This window comes from Spirosoma sp. (genome assembly GCF_048594605.1).
Classification (GTDB): domain Bacteria; phylum Bacteroidota; class Bacteroidia; order Cytophagales; family Spirosomataceae; genus Spirosoma.
Window position 1 is genome coordinate 16,671 of the sequence record NZ_JBMDWV010000362.1, and the last position, 16,780, is coordinate 33,450.

At 47.7% G+C, this 16,780-nt stretch carries 15 protein-coding genes and 1 pseudogene; 11 read left to right on the forward strand and 5 right to left on the reverse strand.

The window, feature by feature from the left end; all coding sequences use genetic code 11:
• Positions 1–137: 137 nt before the first annotated feature.
• The 8 genes from ACOJS8_RS22170 to ACOJS8_RS22205 all read left to right on the forward strand — a co-directional run bounded on the left by ACOJS8_RS22170 (position 138) and on the right by ACOJS8_RS22205 (position 5,218).
• Positions 138–506 (forward strand): Rid family detoxifying hydrolase, encoded by a 369-nt coding sequence (locus ACOJS8_RS22170; RefSeq protein ID WP_420150741.1) that lies wholly within the window; start codon positions 138–140, stop codon positions 504–506.
• Between the two features lie 88 nt (positions 507–594).
• The gene (gltX, locus tag ACOJS8_RS22175) at positions 595–2,151 is read left to right on the forward strand and encodes a glutamate--tRNA ligase (protein WP_420150742.1); all 1,557 of its coding nucleotides are present in this window, start codon (positions 595–597) and stop codon (positions 2,149–2,151) included.
• A gap of 69 nt (positions 2,152–2,220) precedes the next feature.
• Entirely contained in the window at positions 2,221–2,511 is a 291-nt protein-coding gene (locus ACOJS8_RS22180; RefSeq protein ID WP_420150743.1) for a hypothetical protein, read from the forward strand.
• Between the two features lie 147 nt (positions 2,512–2,658).
• Entirely contained in the window at positions 2,659–3,438 is a 780-nt protein-coding gene (locus ACOJS8_RS22185) for a TIGR00266 family protein (RefSeq protein ID WP_420150744.1), read from the forward strand.
• 93 nt (positions 3,439–3,531) lie between these two features.
• Positions 3,532–3,822, forward strand: a complete 291-nt coding sequence (locus ACOJS8_RS22190) for a hypothetical protein (protein WP_420150756.1) — start codon at positions 3,532–3,534, stop codon at positions 3,820–3,822.
• A gap of 76 nt (positions 3,823–3,898) precedes the next feature.
• Positions 3,899–4,495: a gliding motility lipoprotein GldD gene (gene gldD, locus ACOJS8_RS22195; protein ID WP_420150745.1), complete on the forward strand. Its 597-nt coding sequence runs from the start codon at positions 3,899–3,901 to the stop codon at positions 4,493–4,495.
• Positions 4,496–4,524: 29 nt separating this feature from the next.
• Entirely contained in the window at positions 4,525–4,950 is a 426-nt protein-coding gene (locus ACOJS8_RS22200) for a c-type cytochrome (RefSeq protein ID WP_420150746.1), read from the forward strand.
• 52 nt (positions 4,951–5,002) lie between these two features.
• A complete protein-coding gene (locus ACOJS8_RS22205) occupies positions 5,003–5,218 on the forward strand; it encodes a Kazal-type serine protease inhibitor domain-containing protein (RefSeq protein WP_420150747.1) in 216 nt (71 codons plus the stop codon).
• A gap of 2 nt (positions 5,219–5,220) precedes the next feature.
• On the opposite strand, the gene ACOJS8_RS22210 is transcribed toward ACOJS8_RS22205, so the two are convergent.
• From ACOJS8_RS22210 to ACOJS8_RS22220, 3 genes are all read right to left on the reverse strand, one after another.
• Positions 5,221–6,831: an acyl-CoA carboxylase subunit beta gene (locus ACOJS8_RS22210; RefSeq protein WP_420150748.1), complete on the reverse strand. Its 1,611-nt coding sequence runs from the start codon at positions 6,829–6,831 to the stop codon at positions 5,221–5,223.
• A gap of 89 nt (positions 6,832–6,920) precedes the next feature.
• Positions 6,921–7,934, reverse strand: coding sequence for an MlaD family protein (locus ACOJS8_RS22215; RefSeq protein ID WP_420150749.1), 1,014 nt, complete (start codon positions 7,932–7,934; stop codon positions 6,921–6,923).
• A 156-nt stretch (positions 7,935–8,090) separates the two neighbouring features.
• Positions 8,091–8,927 carry an N-acetylmuramoyl-L-alanine amidase family protein gene (locus tag ACOJS8_RS22220; RefSeq protein WP_420150750.1) on the reverse strand — a complete coding sequence of 279 codons (837 nt, stop codon included), beginning with the start codon at positions 8,925–8,927 and terminating at the stop codon, positions 8,091–8,093.
• A gap of 178 nt (positions 8,928–9,105) precedes the next feature.
• Here ACOJS8_RS22220 and ACOJS8_RS22225 point away from each other — a divergent pair, with 178 nt between their 5' ends.
• The 3 genes from ACOJS8_RS22225 to gldG all read left to right on the forward strand — a co-directional run bounded on the left by ACOJS8_RS22225 (position 9,106) and on the right by gldG (position 14,275).
• Positions 9,106–12,222, forward strand: coding sequence for a putative LPS assembly protein LptD (locus tag ACOJS8_RS22225; protein ID WP_420150751.1), 3,117 nt, complete (start codon positions 9,106–9,108; stop codon positions 12,220–12,222).
• 70 nt (positions 12,223–12,292) lie between these two features.
• Positions 12,293–12,541, forward strand: coding sequence for a hypothetical protein (locus ACOJS8_RS22230; protein WP_420150752.1), 249 nt, complete (start codon positions 12,293–12,295; stop codon positions 12,539–12,541).
• 69 nt (positions 12,542–12,610) lie between these two features.
• Positions 12,611–14,275, forward strand: a complete 1,665-nt coding sequence (gldG, locus tag ACOJS8_RS22235) for a gliding motility-associated ABC transporter substrate-binding protein GldG (protein WP_420150753.1) — start codon at positions 12,611–12,613, stop codon at positions 14,273–14,275.
• Position 14,276: 1 nt separating this feature from the next.
• On the opposite strand, the gene ACOJS8_RS22240 is transcribed toward gldG, so the two are convergent.
• Both ACOJS8_RS22240 and ACOJS8_RS22245 read right to left on the reverse strand, forming a co-directional pair.
• The gene (locus tag ACOJS8_RS22240; protein WP_420150754.1) at positions 14,277–15,953 is read right to left on the reverse strand and encodes a complex I subunit 4 family protein; all 1,677 of its coding nucleotides are present in this window, start codon (positions 15,951–15,953) and stop codon (positions 14,277–14,279) included.
• 68 nt (positions 15,954–16,021) lie between these two features.
• Positions 16,022–16,780 (reverse strand): annotated as a pseudogene (locus ACOJS8_RS22245) (NADH-quinone oxidoreductase subunit M); the annotation flags it as partial.

Here is a 16,780-nt window from a genome sequence, read left to right on the forward strand (position 1 = left end):
ACGAATCGTCGCCTGACCCTAATCAGGTTTCCACGAAGATCCCTCGTGAGCTATCGGCCTTATCAGGGTTTGTGGTAACTTTGTGAGTCGATAGAGCCTGACATAAACTTTGCCTATCGACTTTAATAAATAAAACCATGAGCAAACAAATTGTTTATACCGAGCAGGCGCCAGCCCCCATTGGGCCATACAGCCAGGCGGTAAAAGTGAATAATATGCTGTTCGTTTCTGGTCAGATAGCTGCAGAAGTAGCTTCGCAGGGCGATATTCAGGCAGAAACGCAAAAAGTAATGGAAAATATTGGGGCAATTCTTAAAGCCGCCGGACTAGACTATGCTAACATTGTCAAATCCAGCATTTTTGTGAAGGACCTGAACAACTTTGCCGCTATTAACGAAGTGTACGGGCGCTTTTTCACGTCGGAGCCGCCCGCCCGCGAAACAGTCGAAGTTGCCCGATTACCTAAAGATGTAAATGTTGAAATTTCAGTTATAGCTGTACAATGATTGAATGCTTGAATGACTGACTGATTGAATAGAGCTAACGCGCTCTTTTTATTCATTCAGTCATTCAAGCATTCAAAACTCATTCATTATGTCAACTCCTGTTCGCGTTCGTTTCGCGCCTAGCCCAACTGGCCCTCTTCATATTGGCGGAGTGCGTACTGCGCTTTTTAATTATCTATTTGCCCGTAAAATGGGTGGTCAAATGCTTCTTCGTATTGAGGATACCGACCAAAATCGTTTCGTACCGGGTGCCGAAGAGTACATTCTGGAATCACTACGTTGGGTTGGTATCGAAATTGACGAAGGTCAGGGCGTTGACCGTGGCGACGGACCGGGACCAAACGCACCGTATCGTCAGTCGGAACGAAAAGAAATCTACCAAAAAGAAGCCCAGCGCCTGGTGGATGAAGGGAAAGCGTATTATGCTTTCGATACCGCTGAGGAGCTGGATGCCATGCGTAAGCGGCTCGAAGAGGCTAATGCGCCCGCTGCTCAGTATAATTCCATTACGCGGATGCAGATGCGCAATTCGCTGACTATGAAGCCAGATGACGTTCGGGCACGTATCGACGCTGGGGATCCGTTTGTTATTCGGCTGAAAACACCCCGCAAGGAAGAAGTGCGTCTGAATGATCTGATTCGTGGCTGGGTTAACGTGCATTCATCAGCGATTGACGATAAAGTACTGTTGAAATCTGACGGCCTGCCAACGTATCACCTGGCCAATATTGTCGATGACCACCTGATGGGTATCACACACGTCATCCGGGGCGAAGAGTGGCTACCATCGGCTCCGCTACACGTATTGTTATATCGCTACCTGGGCTGGGAAGACACGATGCCTAAGTTTGCTCACTTGCCCTTGCTGCTGAAGCCCGAAGGAAGTGGTAAGCTTAGTAAGCGCGATGCGGATTTAGGCGGTTTTCCAATTTTTCCGTTACAATGGACTGATCCCGTGACGGGTCAGGTGGCACGTGGTTTTCGCGAAGAAGGTTATTTGCCTGAAGCAACGGTTAATTTTCTGGCTCTGCTGGGCTGGAATCCCGGAACGGAGCAGGAACTGTTTACGATGGACGAGTTGATTGCCAGCTTCGATATTGATCAGGTTCACAAAGCTGGGGCCCGGTTCGACATTCAGAAAGCGCAGTGGTTCAACCACCAATATATCCGTCAGCAATCGGATGCCGCACTAGCCCCAACCGTACAGCAGCAGGCTGAAGCAGCCGGTTTTTCCTGCTCGCTGGAAAAGGCCGAAAAAATCGCGTCATTGCTCAAAGGACGCGTAAACTTTGCGCACGAAATCTTCACGGAAGCGGGCACCATTTTCAACGCTCCCGCTACGTATGACGAAGCCGTAACCGCAGCCAAATGGAACAACGACGCCGTAAACGCCGTAACCGCTTTTCGGGATGCATTGCAATCGTTCGAGGGTGAGTTTGTAGCCGATACGATCAAACATGCATTATCGGATGCCATGCAACAAGCGGGTATCAAACAGGGGAAAATTATGCAGGCGCTACGTCTGGCCCTAACAGGCTCCGGTGCTGGTCCTGACCTGATGCTTACCATGGAAATCATTGGAAAGCCGGAAACGATCAGCCGGTTAGAGAAGGCCCTAGCCAATCTAAAACTGCCCGTCAGTTAACTTCAGGTAATTTTTTTAGTTATAGCCAGTGGGAATGTGGTCCGCTTTCCCACGTAAACGTAGCGACTCATGGCAAAGAAAAAGACCAATCCCGACGAAAACGATAAGCCTCGGGTTCATAAGGAACTCGAAGGATTCGATATTCAAATCAACTCGTTCGGTGAAATCACAACGAGTTTTGATATTGATAAAATCAATCAGTTTCTGAATAAAACGGTTGACGATAAGAAATTACGGCATCGCACGGATTTAAATCTGAAAGGAGAGCCTGAGCCGGACGATGAAAAGGATGATTCTGACGACGAACATCTTTTTGACGAAACGGACAACGATTTGCCCGATGATATTAATCAGCGTTAAAAGCCCGACTTGTTAAAATGCCCAGTCGGGCTTTTTTTATGCCGTTTGTACGAAATTTGATGGCCAAAATGCGCATGTTTCTGTAGTTTTCGCTCACTTTAACTAACCCTAGAACGTACCGGCGGCCCGGCACTAACGACTCTTACCATGTACTCTCACGAAATCGACTACAAAATCATTGGCGAAGATATCCAGATCGTTGAAATTGAACTGGACCCTAACGAAACCGTAATTGCCGAAGCAGGTTCCATGCTGTTTATGGAAGACGGTATTACGTTCGAGACAAAAATGGGCGACGGCTCGCAACCGGATCAGGGTTTTCTGGGTAAGTTGCTTCAGGCCGGTTCGCGTATGATTATGGGCGAATCCTTATTTATGACGCATTTCACCAACCGGGGCGTCGGCAAACGAAAGGTGGCTTTCGCGGCTCCCTATCCGGGTACCGTTATGCCTGTCAATCTGGCCAATATTTACGGTAATACGCTTATTGTTCAAAAGGATGCGTTTCTGTGCGCGGCTTTAGGGACAAAATTGAGCATCCAATTCAATCAACGATTGGGATCGGGTTTTTTCGGTGGTGAAGGGTTTATTCTGGAGAAAGTGCAGGGCGATGGTATGGCTTTCATTCATGCCGGGGGGGTGGTAGTCGAGCGGATGTTAAATAACGAAACGCTACGTGTCGATACAGGATGCGTCGTTGGCTTTGAGCCCAGCATTAATTTCGACGTTCAGCGGGCCGGCGGACTACGTAGTATGGTGTTTGGTGGCGAAGGCTTATTCCTGGCTACGTTACGTGGCACGGGCAAAGTCTGGATTCAATCGATGCCAATCTCCAAGCTGGTTCAACGTCTGTCGCCCGGTAGTGCGCAGAGCCACAAAGAAGGCGGCTCCGTTCTGGGTCAATTAGGCAATTTGTTTGAAGACTAATATTTTTGCCAGAATTAAGACATTTTTTTGCAAAATCGTGTTAATCAAGCAAATCTGAAAAATCCTGGCCGCTTGGGCGGTCTGATCCGACAAATGGAAGTTATTTGCACAAACGACAATTTTGCGGCTCCTGTGTTAGCTTTTTATGCTGAGTTTGGTGTGCAAACGCCTAAGCGCGATAAAATGTACACGATTCGGCAAGTCAAACGGCATACAACTGGCGAAACAGGTGTTTTGCTCAATGAGATCCAGAACCCGGAAGTACCGGTTAAGCATCCGGTTATGGGCGAAGTCTGGTTTGAACCTACGTTCAATATCAACCGATTTGCTACGTTGATGGGCCAGCCTGTACGGCAGGAAGAACTCGAAAATGTGAACGTTTAAACGATACGTACTACGTCTTTATAAAAGCCTGGCACCAAACCGCTGGGCTTTTTCGTTGATTACGTATTCTGATTCTATGCAATCCGTGATACGATATTCGCTTATTCTTCTCAGTAGCCTTTGGCTGGCGGCCTGTGGCAGCAGCTCGTCCGATAATTACGTTCCTAAACCGAAAGGCTTCCCGCGTTTTGATTTACCGACACCCGTTTACAAACCGATTGAGCCAACGCATCCGTATCAATTCGAGTACAATAACATTGCTCGTATTTTGCCTGATACGTTCGCCCGATCTGAACCGGATTGGATTTTTATTAACTATCCGGCCTATCATGCCAGTGTTCAACTAACGTACAAACCTGTTGGAAATGACGTTAACCGCCTGCGCGCTATGCTGGACGATTCTTACAAACTGGCGGCCCGGCATAATATTAAGGCGTACGCAATTGAAGAAAAAAAACTTCGCTTGAAATCAGGGCTGGAAGCGAGCGTAATAGATTTAGCGGGGGAGGTCCCGAGTCAGGTACAATTTATCACCACAGATTCGACGAAGCACTTTTTACGGGGCGCGTTATACTTCAATACCGCTACGCAAAATGATTCGCTCCAGCCTGTAATTCAATACATTCGCAAGGATATTCTGCATTTACTTAACACCTTGAAATGGCGCAAATGATGTTACGTTTATTATATAGGTTCAACGCTATGAAATTTCTGGTTCTTCTTATCTGCCTGTCATCGTCTGTGACCGTTGCTCAGACGAAAAAGCCAGCGAAACCTGCTCCTAAACCTGCAGCCGTGGCTGCCAAATTGCCCGGGCAGATTATTTACGAGCAACACTGCCTTACCTGTCATCAGGCAAATGGTTCGGGCGTGCCTAATCTTAACCCGCCCTTAAAGGGAACGGATTGGGTGCTGGGCGATAAAACCCGACTCATAAACGTAGTACTGAACGGATTACAGGGGCAGGAGATCGAAGGTGATGCATATGACAACGCCATGCCTGCCCACGACTTTCTGACCGATACGCAGGTTGCCGACGTATTAACTTACGTCCGAAGTAATTTCGGAAACAAAGCCAGTGAAATTACTGCCGATGAAGTGAAAGCGGTACGTAGTCAGAAGAAATAATACGTTCCAACGGATCTGATGAATAGTGGGTCATAGCTTAAAAATTACAGCTATGCGAAAACTTATTGTTGTGGTTTTCTGGATCGGCATAGGAGCCGGATGTCATAAAGATCTTGACCCGGAATGCGTGGAAAAAGTAAATCCAGAAATTAACTGCTACCTAAATTATAGTCCCGTTTGTGGTTGTAACGGCAAAACGTATGGGAACTCGTGCGTTGCAGAAGCACATGGTATTAAGCGATTTACAACCGGAGCATGTAATAAATAATTCTACGTCTGAATTACGCCTACGCTGAATGGTTTTGTAATAGGCGCATGATTTGCTGCGGCAATACCTTCTGAAATATGTTGCCGGGTTTCCAGCGGGTCGATAACCGCATCAACCCAAAGCCGGGCGGCAGCGTAGTAAGGCGACAGTTGCGCGTTGTATTGATCCGTAATTTTTTTTAACTGAGCCTGCTCTTCCTCAGTCGTCATGGGCTGGCCTTTCGCTTTTTGAGCCGCTACCTGAATCTGAAGTAAGGTTTTAGCGGCCGATGCACCACTCATAACCGCCATTTGCGCCGTTGGCCAGGCTAGCATCAATCGCGGGTCGTAAGCTTTGCCGCACATGGCGTAATTACCCGCTCCATACGAATTGCCAACCACGATCGTAAACTTCGGCACCACCGAATTCGCCATCGCGCTGACCATTTTGGCACCGTCTTTAATAATGCCGCCCTGCTCGGCCCGACTGCCAACCATAAAGCCTGATACGTCCTGCAAAAATACCAATGGTATGCGCTTCTGGTTACAGTTCATGATAAACCGGGCGGCCTTGTCAGCCGCATCACCGTAAATAACGCCCCCCATCTGCATTTCCACCGGCTGCCCGGTCCGACCTTTCGCTTTCACGACTTTCCGTTGATTGGCCACGATACCCACGGCCCAGCCGTCAATACGTGCATAACCACAAATCAGCGATTGGCCGTAACCCGGTTTATACGCATCAAAGGCTGAGTTATCCACAAGCCTATCCACAATTTCCTGCATGTCGTAGGGTTTTACCCGATCCGTGGGTAGAATCTGGTAAATATCTTCCGGTGTTTTGGCCGGAGGTGCGGGGTCAATACGGTCGAAACCAGCGTTTTGTGGATGACCGAGTTTATCAAAAATACGCTTGATAGCATCCAGACAGCTTTTATCGTCGGGAAATTTGTTATCAACAACGCCTGAAATATCGGTTTGCGTGGTAGCTCCGCCGAGGGTTTCGGCGTCAACGTCTTCACCAATCGACGCTTTTACCAGATATGGTCCAGCCAGAAAAATAGAGCCTGTGCCCTCTACAATCAGCGACTCATCGGACATAATGGGTAAGTAGGCCCCCCCCGCTACACAGCTGCCCATAATGGCCGCTACCTGAAAAATACCCATAGCTGAAAGATGGGCGTTGTTGCGAAATGTTCGCCCGAAATGTTCTTTATCGGCAAACACTTCGTTTTGTAAGGGCAAATAAACACCCGCACTATCGACTAAGTAAATGATGGGCAGATGATTTTCCATCGCAATCTCCTGCGCCCTCAGATTCTTCTTGGCGGTGATCGGAAACCAGGCTCCTGCTTTGACCGTAGCATCGTTGGCCACAATAACACACTGACGACCTGATACGTAGCCAACACCAACCACTACCCCTCCCGACGGGCAGCCGCCGTGTTCATCATACATACCGTCGCCCGCAAACAGGCCAATTTCAACGAATGTGCTTTCCGTATCTGTCAAATAATCGATACGTTCACGAGCGGTCAGTTTACCTTTTCGGTGCTGATCGTCTATTTTTTTCAGACCACCACCCAGTTTGGTTTGGGTGATCCGTTGAGCTAATTCATCAAGATAAGGCTGCATGCTACGTAACGCGGATGATTGATAGGCATCCAAGACGCTACAAGTTAGGAATTCTTGCCAGTACGTTACCGTTGATCGGACTGGTCAGCCTATTTTTTCGTTGAATCAGCAGGTGTAGCGACAACTGTGGAGGAGGTAACCGCAGTGGCACCAGCTGGTACCGCTGGCGCTACGTAAGGGGCAGTTTTACGTCCGAAAAGAGAGAAATGAACGTAGCGTTTGGGGTTTTCCCGGAAATCGGTTAGCAGTTTTTCCAAACTGGCCGTAGTCGCGTTTACGTTCCGGTAAAATCCCTCATCTGAAGCCAGTTTGCCCAACGAGCCTTCGCCTTTATTGATATTCCCCAAAAGCGTTTGCAGATTACCAACGGTTTTGTTGACCGTCGCCAGCGTCTGCTTTAGCTGAAGACTTTGCAGAGAATCCGCAAAGCTGTCGGCCTTGGTTAGAATCGGCTTCAGTTGCTTTTCGGTTTCAATAAGTGACGACGAAAGCCGGTTTACATTGGCAAGCGTAGCCTGCAGAGCCGCCCGGTTTTCGGAAACAGTCAAACCCAACGTACCCACAGCGGCATTGGCACTGCTTAAGGTTTTGTTCAGAATAAGCCCCGTCTGATCGAATTGAGCAACAACCCGATTAAGCTGGTACGTAAGCGAATCAACGTTGTTTAGCACAGGAAGCGTTTTCTCGCGAATAAGGGCCGATAGCCCTGATTCTTTGGCAGAAACTAACATACCCCCATCTTCGAGCAGCGGTTTGGCAGGATCAACGTTTAGCTGGATCATTTTACCACCCAACAAACCGTCATCAGCCAGAAATGCCTTTGAACCTTGTGTAACCCGAATACCTTTATTGATTTCTAAGGTAACCAGTAGTTTATTACGCTGGTCCTGCAGTATTTCAATACTTCTCACTCGGCCAACCGACAATCCGTTGATTCTGACGGGGTTTGATGGCGTCAGACCGTCTATGTTATCGTAAATAACCTGGTATTTATTTGTGGAGGAGAAGAAGTCAGAACCCTTCAAAAATCGAAATCCAAAGTAGAACATCGCCAGCGATACAACAGCGAGTAAACCTACTTTTACTTCCTGAGAAACTTTCATGCGTGTGCGAAGGCGAACAACCCGATAAAGCTTGCCGACCGATTGGTTGTCTTTATAACCAACTTTCGAGGATGTTTGTCCCGAAAGTTGAAATTTTCATACGAGGTCAATTATTAACCGGCGATTGGGGTTTCACAAAGAATGGTCAGCGATCGACTAATCTGTCTCAATCTCCTGCTTGTACCGCTCAAATGCTTTGAAGATCGCATCAGAGATGGTCTCCTGGCCTTCCTCAGAGCGCAAATAATCTTCTTCGGCCGGGTTGGTCAGATAGCCGCTTTCGATCAATACACTTGGCATGGTCGTTTTCCATAGTACAATAAATCCGGCCTGTTTCACTCCATTGCTTTTCCGCTCGGCATTTTGCCGGAAACTCCGCTCCACTTTTTCGGCAAAGTTAATGCTGCTCGCCATGAACGCATTCTGATAATTTGCCAGCATAATGGTTGCCAGGGGTGAGTTTGGGTTAAACCCTTTATAGGTCTGCTGATAATTTTTTTCCTGTAGAATTACGGCGTTTTCCCGACGGGCTACGTCAAGATTGCTCTGCGTTCTGTGCAATCCCAGGGTATATGTTTCAGTTCCATAAACCCGGCTGCTCGATGGGCTGGCATTGCAGTGAATCGATATAAATAAATCAGCTCTATTCCGATTGGCAATTGCGCCCCGTTCGTACAAATCAACAAAATGATCTGTCGATCGGGTATAAATTACCCGAACATCTGGATATCTATTCTTAATTTTCCTGCCCAATTGCAGTATCAGAGCCAGATTGATGGTTTTTTCCTTGGCATACCGACCGTGAGCGCCTGGGTCTTTACCACCGTGACCTGCGTCAAGAACAATGGTGCGGAGCTGATTAGAAACGTTGTTTATCGATGAGTTTGTTTCAGAACCGGCCGTACGGACCGTATCCTGAGTCAATTCGGGGATGAGAACATCAGGGGTTGTTAAGGCCAGTAAGGGCAGAGCCACAACGGCTAACGTTGTCATTATTCCGGGAGCGAAACTCACCGTCCGTTCGCTCGTTGATTTAGTAATTTTTAACAGCTGAAAACGTTTCAAAGCAATAGTGAGATAACCGTTCGTGAATACCTTTGTAAGTCGTAGACTTAACGGTCTTTTGGCAAATATAATTTTTTTGATAGTCGAAACGAAACGATACTTTATTTTGCGGCCCTCGCGAACACGACTTACCTGGATAAAGGCGTCGCTCTGTCTGATCTGGTTTCTCTGGGCGCTCAATGCGTTGGGGCAAAGTACACCTTTGCCTCAATTACCCGCAAAAGGTGGGTTACCCCCTGCTTCAGTTCCGGCACAGCGCGTTTCAGATAATCCGTCTAAAACAACGCTCGCCGACACAACGAAGCCTGCAAAACCAGCCGCTTCAACCGTTACGTCTCCAGCCTCGCGGACTAGTGCGCCGGGTGCCACATCGGAGCGTGGTATAGTTTCGCCCAATGTCGTCCGACCACAATCCAGAACAGCCATTGGTAGTGATTCTTCCAGAATTGCCGTCAACGACTCGGCCAGCATCGATTCAACGCGAGATGCCGATGCATTTAAAACAACCGTTAAGTACGAAGCCAAAGACTCGACCATTTATTCGGCCGATGGTCGAACTGTAGAGTTGTTCGGTGACGCCAGCGTCATTTATGGCGATATCTCTCTGAAAGCCAACTACATTCGCCTGAATTACCTTACCAATGAAGTCTATGCAAAAGGACGGTATGATTCAACCACAAGTAAATGGATAGGTCGACCAATTTTTCAGGATGGAGAAGGTAAGTACGATACGAAAGAAATCCGGTACAATTTTAAGTCCAGAAAAGGTCGTATTCAGGGCGTTATTACGCAGCAGGGTGAAGGCAACATTCGAGGCACAACCGTAAAGAAAGACGCTGAAGATAACCTGTACATCGGGAAGGCTATCTATACAACCTGTAATCTGGCAACACCGCACTTTCATATTAATGCCAGTAAGCTAAAAGTCATTCATAACAAGCAGGTTGTGGCAGGCCCTTTCAATCTGGTTATTAATCAGATACCACTCCCGATCGGTTTACCTTTTGGTTTTTTTCCATTTCCGAAACGGAAAGAAATCGGCGTATCAGGTATTATCATTCCCCAATACGGCGAGGAACCCAACGGACGGGGTTTCTATTTGCGCGACGGGGGCTATTACTGGGCGGTCAACGAAAACATAGGGTTACAATTTAAAGGTCAGATTTATTCAAGAGGAAGCTGGGGGCTTGGTTTGTCAGCGGCCTACAACACACGATACCGGTACAGCGGCAGTTTTAATCTCCAGTTCAATCTGAACCGTTCCGGCGACCGCGTTGACACAACGAATAATAAACCACGTAAGGATTTTGCAATCAGCTGGTCTCACTCACCCGTACCTCGTGGCCGGGGAAGCTTCTCGGCGAATGTTAATATTACGAGCAATAGCTATAACCAGTTTAACTCCTTCAACACCCAGGCCTACACATCTAACGTAGCGGGATCATCAATCCAGTATAGCCGCACTTTCGGACAGTACGTTCGGGCGGGCGCCAATATCCGTGTTAATCAGCAGTTTGGACAAGTTAATCAGCAAACGGGGATTCGTGAGAATGGCAAAACAGACGTTTCGACGGATTTTAACTTTGGCGTTAACCAGATTGCGCCTTTTGCCCTGAAAGGTGGCACAGGCCGTTGGTACGAAAGTTTTCGTGTCGGCTTAGATGTCAGCGGCTCCTTCGCCATCAGCAACACCATACGTAGTCAGGTTGACACAACCGGGCTTGGGTTTCCCGTTATCACGAGTCTTCGGGCTATCAGTACGGTGGAACGTATTCAGGATAGTATTCAACGGGCAAACGATATACGCTTAGGAATTGTACGGCAGGACCCTAATTTGGTTGCTTTCAATTTTGATAATCTGCAACGGATTCTACAGAATCGCGTTGTGCAGGCTCGCTACAGTATTCCCATCTCATTACCAAACGTTAAGCTACTGCGGTATATTAACCTGACGCCGGGTTTTTCGCTACAGGGAAATATTTTCAGCCGAAAACTGAATTATACGTACGTACCTGATAGCAACGCCGTACGCATTGACACAGCCCGAGGCTTTTTTCCTTCTTACAATTTCTCGGTTAATGCCAGCATGAATACGCGCTTTTACGGTACGTACTTCATTCGTGGGAAACGTGTCGAAGCGATCAGGCATACGGTTGCCCCTTCTATTTCCTTTAGCTACGTACCGGATTTTACAAACCCGGCATTTGGTCAGGTACAGATTTTACCGGCAGAAGGCATTCTGGCTACCCTACCCTTATATCGTCGAACTTTATCGGTGTTTCGGGGAATAGATGGCGGGGCAGGAAGTACGTCGAGTTCGCAGGCGGCTTTTGTCTCCTTCGGTATTGTGAACCAGCTGGAAATGAAAGTACGCACCCGAGCAGATTCTGCGGGGCAGGAGTTCAAGAAGATTCCAATTTTCGATAATCTGAGTATTACGGGTAGCTATAATTTTCTGGCTCCAGATTACAAGCTATCGCCTATTGCCGTTAGCGCCAACACGCAGATTTTCAAAAACATCAGCTTTAACTTTTCTTCTACGTTCGATCCCTATGCTTATCGGGCGTATGGAGGCACCGAGCAATACTATTTCGGTACGTCGACAACTACCACTCCGCTGGCCTTCTCACCGTCGCTTCAGGGCTTACGCGTCGATCAGCCTTATTCTGGTCAGGAATTCATTCGGGTGCCTAATCTGTACGCGTTCCAGGCCGGTCAGGGTTTGCTACGTATGACCAATATGCAGGCTTACGTCAGCGCACGATTTGCCCCTAAACAGGCCGACAAACAGAAAACGAGCCCTAATGCTTCGGAGGCTACCATGAAAGCAATTAATAATAATCCAGAGCTGTACGTCGATTTCAATATTCCCTGGTCGATGAACGTCAGTTATACCTTTGGCCTTACTAAACTGACCCCGGAACTTTCGCAGGTTGTTCAGGCCCTAACGCTGACGGGCGACCTGAGTTTGACCCCCAAATGGAAAATCACAATCAGTACAGGGTACGATTTCCAGTATAAAAGCCCTACGCTGACCACAATAGGTATCAACCGCGACCTCCACTGCTGGGAAATGGCATTTAACTGGACACCTTATTCAGGCAATAATATTCGGGCAGGCAACTACTCGTTCGATTTGCGGGCACGCTCATCGATTCTGCAGGAACTTAAACTTAGCCGTCGCCGGAGCTTCTACGACAACGGTGGATTTTACGGCCGGTAGATGGTGTTACGTATCAGAAGGAAATGAAAAAAATGTAACTTGCTATTACGATTCTTAACCTCAATACTTTATGAGTGAGCACGATAAACAACGTCTTGACGAGTTAGAGTTGAAAACGGCTTATCTTCTGGCTCGTCAGGATGAACAGGACGCGAAAATGAATCAGATTATGGCTCGGCTAGCCTACATAGAAGCTCGCCAATATCGTATTTTGAGAGAAATAGGTATTGAACCAGACAAGCTGGACACGCTCCAGACAGCTCAGGCTGATGCGAAAGCGATTAACCTCAGCGTCCTTCCTGATCAACGCCTGAATTAAATACTAATAAGTTAGTCCTCAGGAGCAACCTGTAGATTATATCAGCGGTGTTGTTCGTTAAGGTCACATATGAAATCCGCTTCTCTGCGTACTCTTCTGGTTATTGCTGCGTTAGTTGCCGTTAACGTTCTATCGGCATTTGTTTTTTTTCGGCTCGATCTGACGCAGGAAAAACGCTATACGCTCTCCGATGCTACCCAAACCTTACTGGCCGATCTGCCTGACGATATTCATATAGATGTTTATTTGACGGGCGATCTTCCTCCGGGTTTTAAACGCCTTGAGAACGCCGTTCGGGAAACGTTGGATGAGTTTCAGGCTCAGGCAGGTAAAACCGTTACGTACCGTTTCATCGACCCGGGTGCTATCACCAATAGCGATGCGAAAAATAAATTCATCGAGACCCTACAGAATCGGGGTTTATCGCCTACCAACCTGTTTGCCAACGAAGGCGGAAAACGAACCGAAAAACTTATTTTTCCAGGTGCAATTGTCTCGTACAAAGGCAAAGAAGTTCCTGTTTTATTCTTAAAAGGCAATAAAGCAGACTCTCCTGAAGAGCAGTTGAACCAATCTTACGAAGGTATTGAGTTTCAACTGGCCTCGGCCATTCAACAGCTAACCCAAACCAAAGAATCGCGGCATCGGGTTGGAATCATTGGACACACGCAGGTTCCTCCTTCGCGTTTTGCGGATTTGCTGGCATCAGTTCAGTTAACGTATGATCTGTTTTTTATCGACACAAGTAAACCCGGCCCTATTGCAGGAGTAGACGCCGTATTGGTATTAAAACCGGATCAGCCTTTTTCAGAAGATGAACTGTTTAAGCTCGATCAATACGTAGTGAAAGGTGGACGAGCGTTATTTTTCGTGGACGGCCAGCGAGTCGATAGCGTTAGCAACGAAGGAGCTTACGCTCAGCCGCTAAGCGTGCATCTGGACGATCTGTTTTTCCGGTGGGGAGTACGTATCAACCGCGATGTAGTCAAGGATCTTCGTAGTGCTCTTATCCCTTTGAACGTTGGTAATCTGGGCGATAAACCGAATATTCAGTTATTACCCTGGCGATTTTATCCGTTGATAAACAATTTCGGTTCATCGGGCAATCCAATCGTTCGTAATCTAGATATGATTCTGGGACGATTTGCCAGTACACTTGATACGGTCCAGTCGCCAGGAATTCATAAAACGCCATTATTGCTGACTTCGCCCTACACAAAGATTCTGAAAGCTCCTGCTTTAATTTCATACAATGAGGCTCGTCAACAGCCCGACCCACAAACCTATAACGAAGGGGTTCATATCATCGGCTGCCTACTCGAAGGCAAGTTTCGATCGATGTTTGCCAATCGGATTTTACCAGGCGATTCACGAGCGGCCGGTTTCCAGGCTGAAGGTCTGGCCTCCCGCGTTCTGATCTGTTCGGATGGGGATCTGGTCGTGAATGATGTTGATTACAAACGTAACGTACCTTACCCGCTCGGCTATGACCGATTTACCCGCAATACGTACGCGAACAAAGATTTTGCGCTGAATGCCCTTGGCTATCTGATCGATCCAAATGGCGTCATTGCTGCACGTACTCGAACCGTTACGTTACGTCCCCTGGACAAAATTCGAATCGCAGCCAACCAGACCGGCTGGCAACTGCTGAATCTGCTCGGTCCGCTGGCATTGGTAGGTTTAGTTGGGGGCGTCTGGCAACTTGTCAGAAAGCGGAATTACAACCGTTAAATTATTCTATAGAGAACTTCGCCAACCATTGCGCGACGGTACTGCTGGTTAGGTTGAAGATAAGGTTGGGAAACAAGCCTACGCCTAACGCCATCAAACCTAGCGGAATTAACAGAATTTTTTCACGGATAGTCAGATCGGTAAGTACAGACGTAACGCCCTGCCCCTCAAAAGGACGAACCCAGGTAGGTCCGAAAAACATGCGCTGAAGCGTCCACAGAAAATAAGCGGCTGCCAGCAGAATACCCGTAATTGCAACGGCCGTAAGCCAGCCGGGTAGCCACGGCGACTGAAAACTACCCATCAGTGTAAACAACTCGCCAACGAATCCTGAAAAACCCGGTAGCCCCAGCGACGCAAAGAAAGCAATCGCTGTCAGCGCAGTATATTGTGGCATAGGCTGTATCAATCCTCGATACGAATCGATGCGTCGGTCGTGCGTACGGTCGTATAAAACGCCTGCAATCAGAAACAGCATGGCTGATAGAATACCGTGGCTTACCATCTGATAAATGGCGCCGTTAATTCCTTCAGCAGTCAGCGACGCTATGCCCAACAGAACGAATCCCATGTGCGACACGGATGAGTAAGCGATCATTTTTTTAACGTCAACCTGCGCCAGGGCATTCAATCCACCGTATACAATGGACAATACGCCCAGAATCGCCAACGTTTGGGCGTATTGAGCTGCGCCGTCAGGAAAGAAATTCCAGGCAATACGTAGAAAACCATAACCGCCAATTTTAAGCAAAACCCCTGCCAGCACCACCGATACAGGTGTGGGGGCTTCTACGTGCGCATCGGGAAGCCATGTATGTACAGGCACAATGGGCAATTTGATGGCAAAGCCAACAAATACAGCCCAGAAGGCCAGTGTTCGGGCCAATACACCCATTGCAACAGCGCCAGCACCAGGATTCAGGAAAGCATTGGGAAGGTAATTGTCCATATCAGCCAGATAGCGCATATCGAACGTATGGACAATCTGCGAGGCATTCAACTGACCATTCTGAAGATACGCCTGCAGAGTGCGTACAATTTCGCTGGTTATCATCGACGGATCTTCGATGATGCCTGCTGCAACTGCCGTACTGACTGGGTCCATGACAGACAGGTACAACCCAATCATCACCAGGAGAATCAACAGCGACCCTAGTAGAGTATAAAGGAAAAACTTAATCGATGCATATTCCCGACGTGGACCGCCCCAAAGTCCAATCAGAAAATACATCGGTAAGAGCATAAATTCGAAAAACAGAAAAAACAGGAAGAAATCGAGGGCTACAAAACACCCCAGAATTGTACCTGTCAGCAGCAAATAAAGTGAATAATACGCTTTAAGCCGATGCGTCATCTCCCATGATGAAATCACACCAATGAGCATTATCACCGCAGACAAAACAACTAACGGCAAACTGATACCGTCGACACCGACCAAATAGCTGATCGACGCAACACCCAGATTGCCAAGGGGTAGCCTGATCCAATTAGCCTGTTCTATAAGCTGGTAGTCAGCAACCGTTACGTCGAAACGTAGGTAAGCCGCAATTGACAAGACAACTTCAACCAACGTAACGATCAAGGCAATCCACCGAAACTGCGCTGTTTGGTTTTCAGGTAGTAAGGCTACCAGCAGCGAACCAAACAAAGGCAGAAAAATAAGTAGCGAAAGAATCATACTTCTCGCCGACAGCGCATTGCCGCCGTTATCTATTATTTATTGACAGCAATGCGCTGCCAAAGACATTATAACAACCACCAAAGGATCAGCAATAGCCCAATCACAGTAGCTGTGATGTAAGATTGTACCAAGCCATTTTGCACAGAACGCGTGATACGTCCCAAACGCCTGATTAGCCAGGCAGTTCCATTCACAAAGCCATCGACGCCAAACCGATCCAATCCATTCGTCAGATAAGCCAGCACGACGGTCGATACGCCGATGCCGTTAACGGTTCCATCTACTACGCGCTGGTCTGTCCGGTTCAGGAACGAAGCTATTTTCAGTATCGGATTAATAAGCAGGTGCTGGTAAGCTATATCAAGAAAACCGTATTCCAGCGAAAGACGAACGTAGCTACGTTCTATATTGGGTTCACGCATTCGGAAACCTAACCAGCCTCCCAGTAAAACAAGACCAATTGACACGGGCGCTAACCACCAAAATCCAGCGTCGTTCGCTACTGGAATTATTCGAAAGAACCAGCTATCATGCGCCGAAACCGGGTTAAAAGCAAACCAGAACCAGGCAGATAGAACAGTCAAAATCACGACTGGAGCCCGCATTAGCCAGTCAGGTTCATGAGCTTGGGATAATGGTAGCGACTCGTTACGATAATCTCCAAAGAAAATTAAGCGCCACTGCCGTACCATGTAAAAAGAGGTTAGCACAGATGATAGCAGCAAGAGTACCGGCATTAGAAAAGCCACTCCATTGCTTCGCTCTTCAGCCCAACTAAAAGCGCCACCCAAAATTGCTTCCTTCGACAAAAAACCAGAAAGAAA

Bases quoted from the DNA above. Each gene is read 5' to 3' on its own strand.
- ACOJS8_RS22170 (WP_420150741.1), top strand. From the start codon at position 138: ATGAGCAAACAAATTGTTTATACCGAGCAGGCGCCAGCCCCCATTGGG.
- gltX (WP_420150742.1), top strand. From the start codon at position 595: ATGTCAACTCCTGTTCGCGTTCGTTTCGCGCCTAGCCCAACTGGCCCT.
- ACOJS8_RS22180 (WP_420150743.1), top strand. From the start codon at position 2,221: ATGGCAAAGAAAAAGACCAATCCCGACGAAAACGATAAGCCTCGGGTT.
- ACOJS8_RS22185 (WP_420150744.1), top strand. From the start codon at position 2,659: ATGTACTCTCACGAAATCGACTACAAAATCATTGGCGAAGATATCCAG.
- ACOJS8_RS22190 (WP_420150756.1), top strand. From the start codon at position 3,532: ATGGAAGTTATTTGCACAAACGACAATTTTGCGGCTCCTGTGTTAGCT.
- gldD (WP_420150745.1), top strand. From the start codon at position 3,899: ATGCAATCCGTGATACGATATTCGCTTATTCTTCTCAGTAGCCTTTGG.
- ACOJS8_RS22200 (WP_420150746.1), top strand. From the start codon at position 4,525: ATGAAATTTCTGGTTCTTCTTATCTGCCTGTCATCGTCTGTGACCGTT.
- ACOJS8_RS22205 (WP_420150747.1), top strand. From the start codon at position 5,003: ATGCGAAAACTTATTGTTGTGGTTTTCTGGATCGGCATAGGAGCCGGA.
- ACOJS8_RS22210 (WP_420150748.1), bottom strand. From the start codon at position 6,831: ATGCAGCCTTATCTTGATGAATTAGCTCAACGGATCACCCAAACCAAA.
- ACOJS8_RS22215 (WP_420150749.1), bottom strand. From the start codon at position 7,934: ATGAAAGTTTCTCAGGAAGTAAAAGTAGGTTTACTCGCTGTTGTATCG.
- ACOJS8_RS22220 (WP_420150750.1), bottom strand. From the start codon at position 8,927: ATGACAACGTTAGCCGTTGTGGCTCTGCCCTTACTGGCCTTAACAACC.
- ACOJS8_RS22230 (WP_420150752.1), top strand. From the start codon at position 12,293: ATGAGTGAGCACGATAAACAACGTCTTGACGAGTTAGAGTTGAAAACG.
- gldG (WP_420150753.1), top strand. From the start codon at position 12,611: ATGAAATCCGCTTCTCTGCGTACTCTTCTGGTTATTGCTGCGTTAGTT.
- ACOJS8_RS22240 (WP_420150754.1), bottom strand. From the start codon at position 15,953: ATGATTCTTTCGCTACTTATTTTTCTGCCTTTGTTTGGTTCGCTGCTG.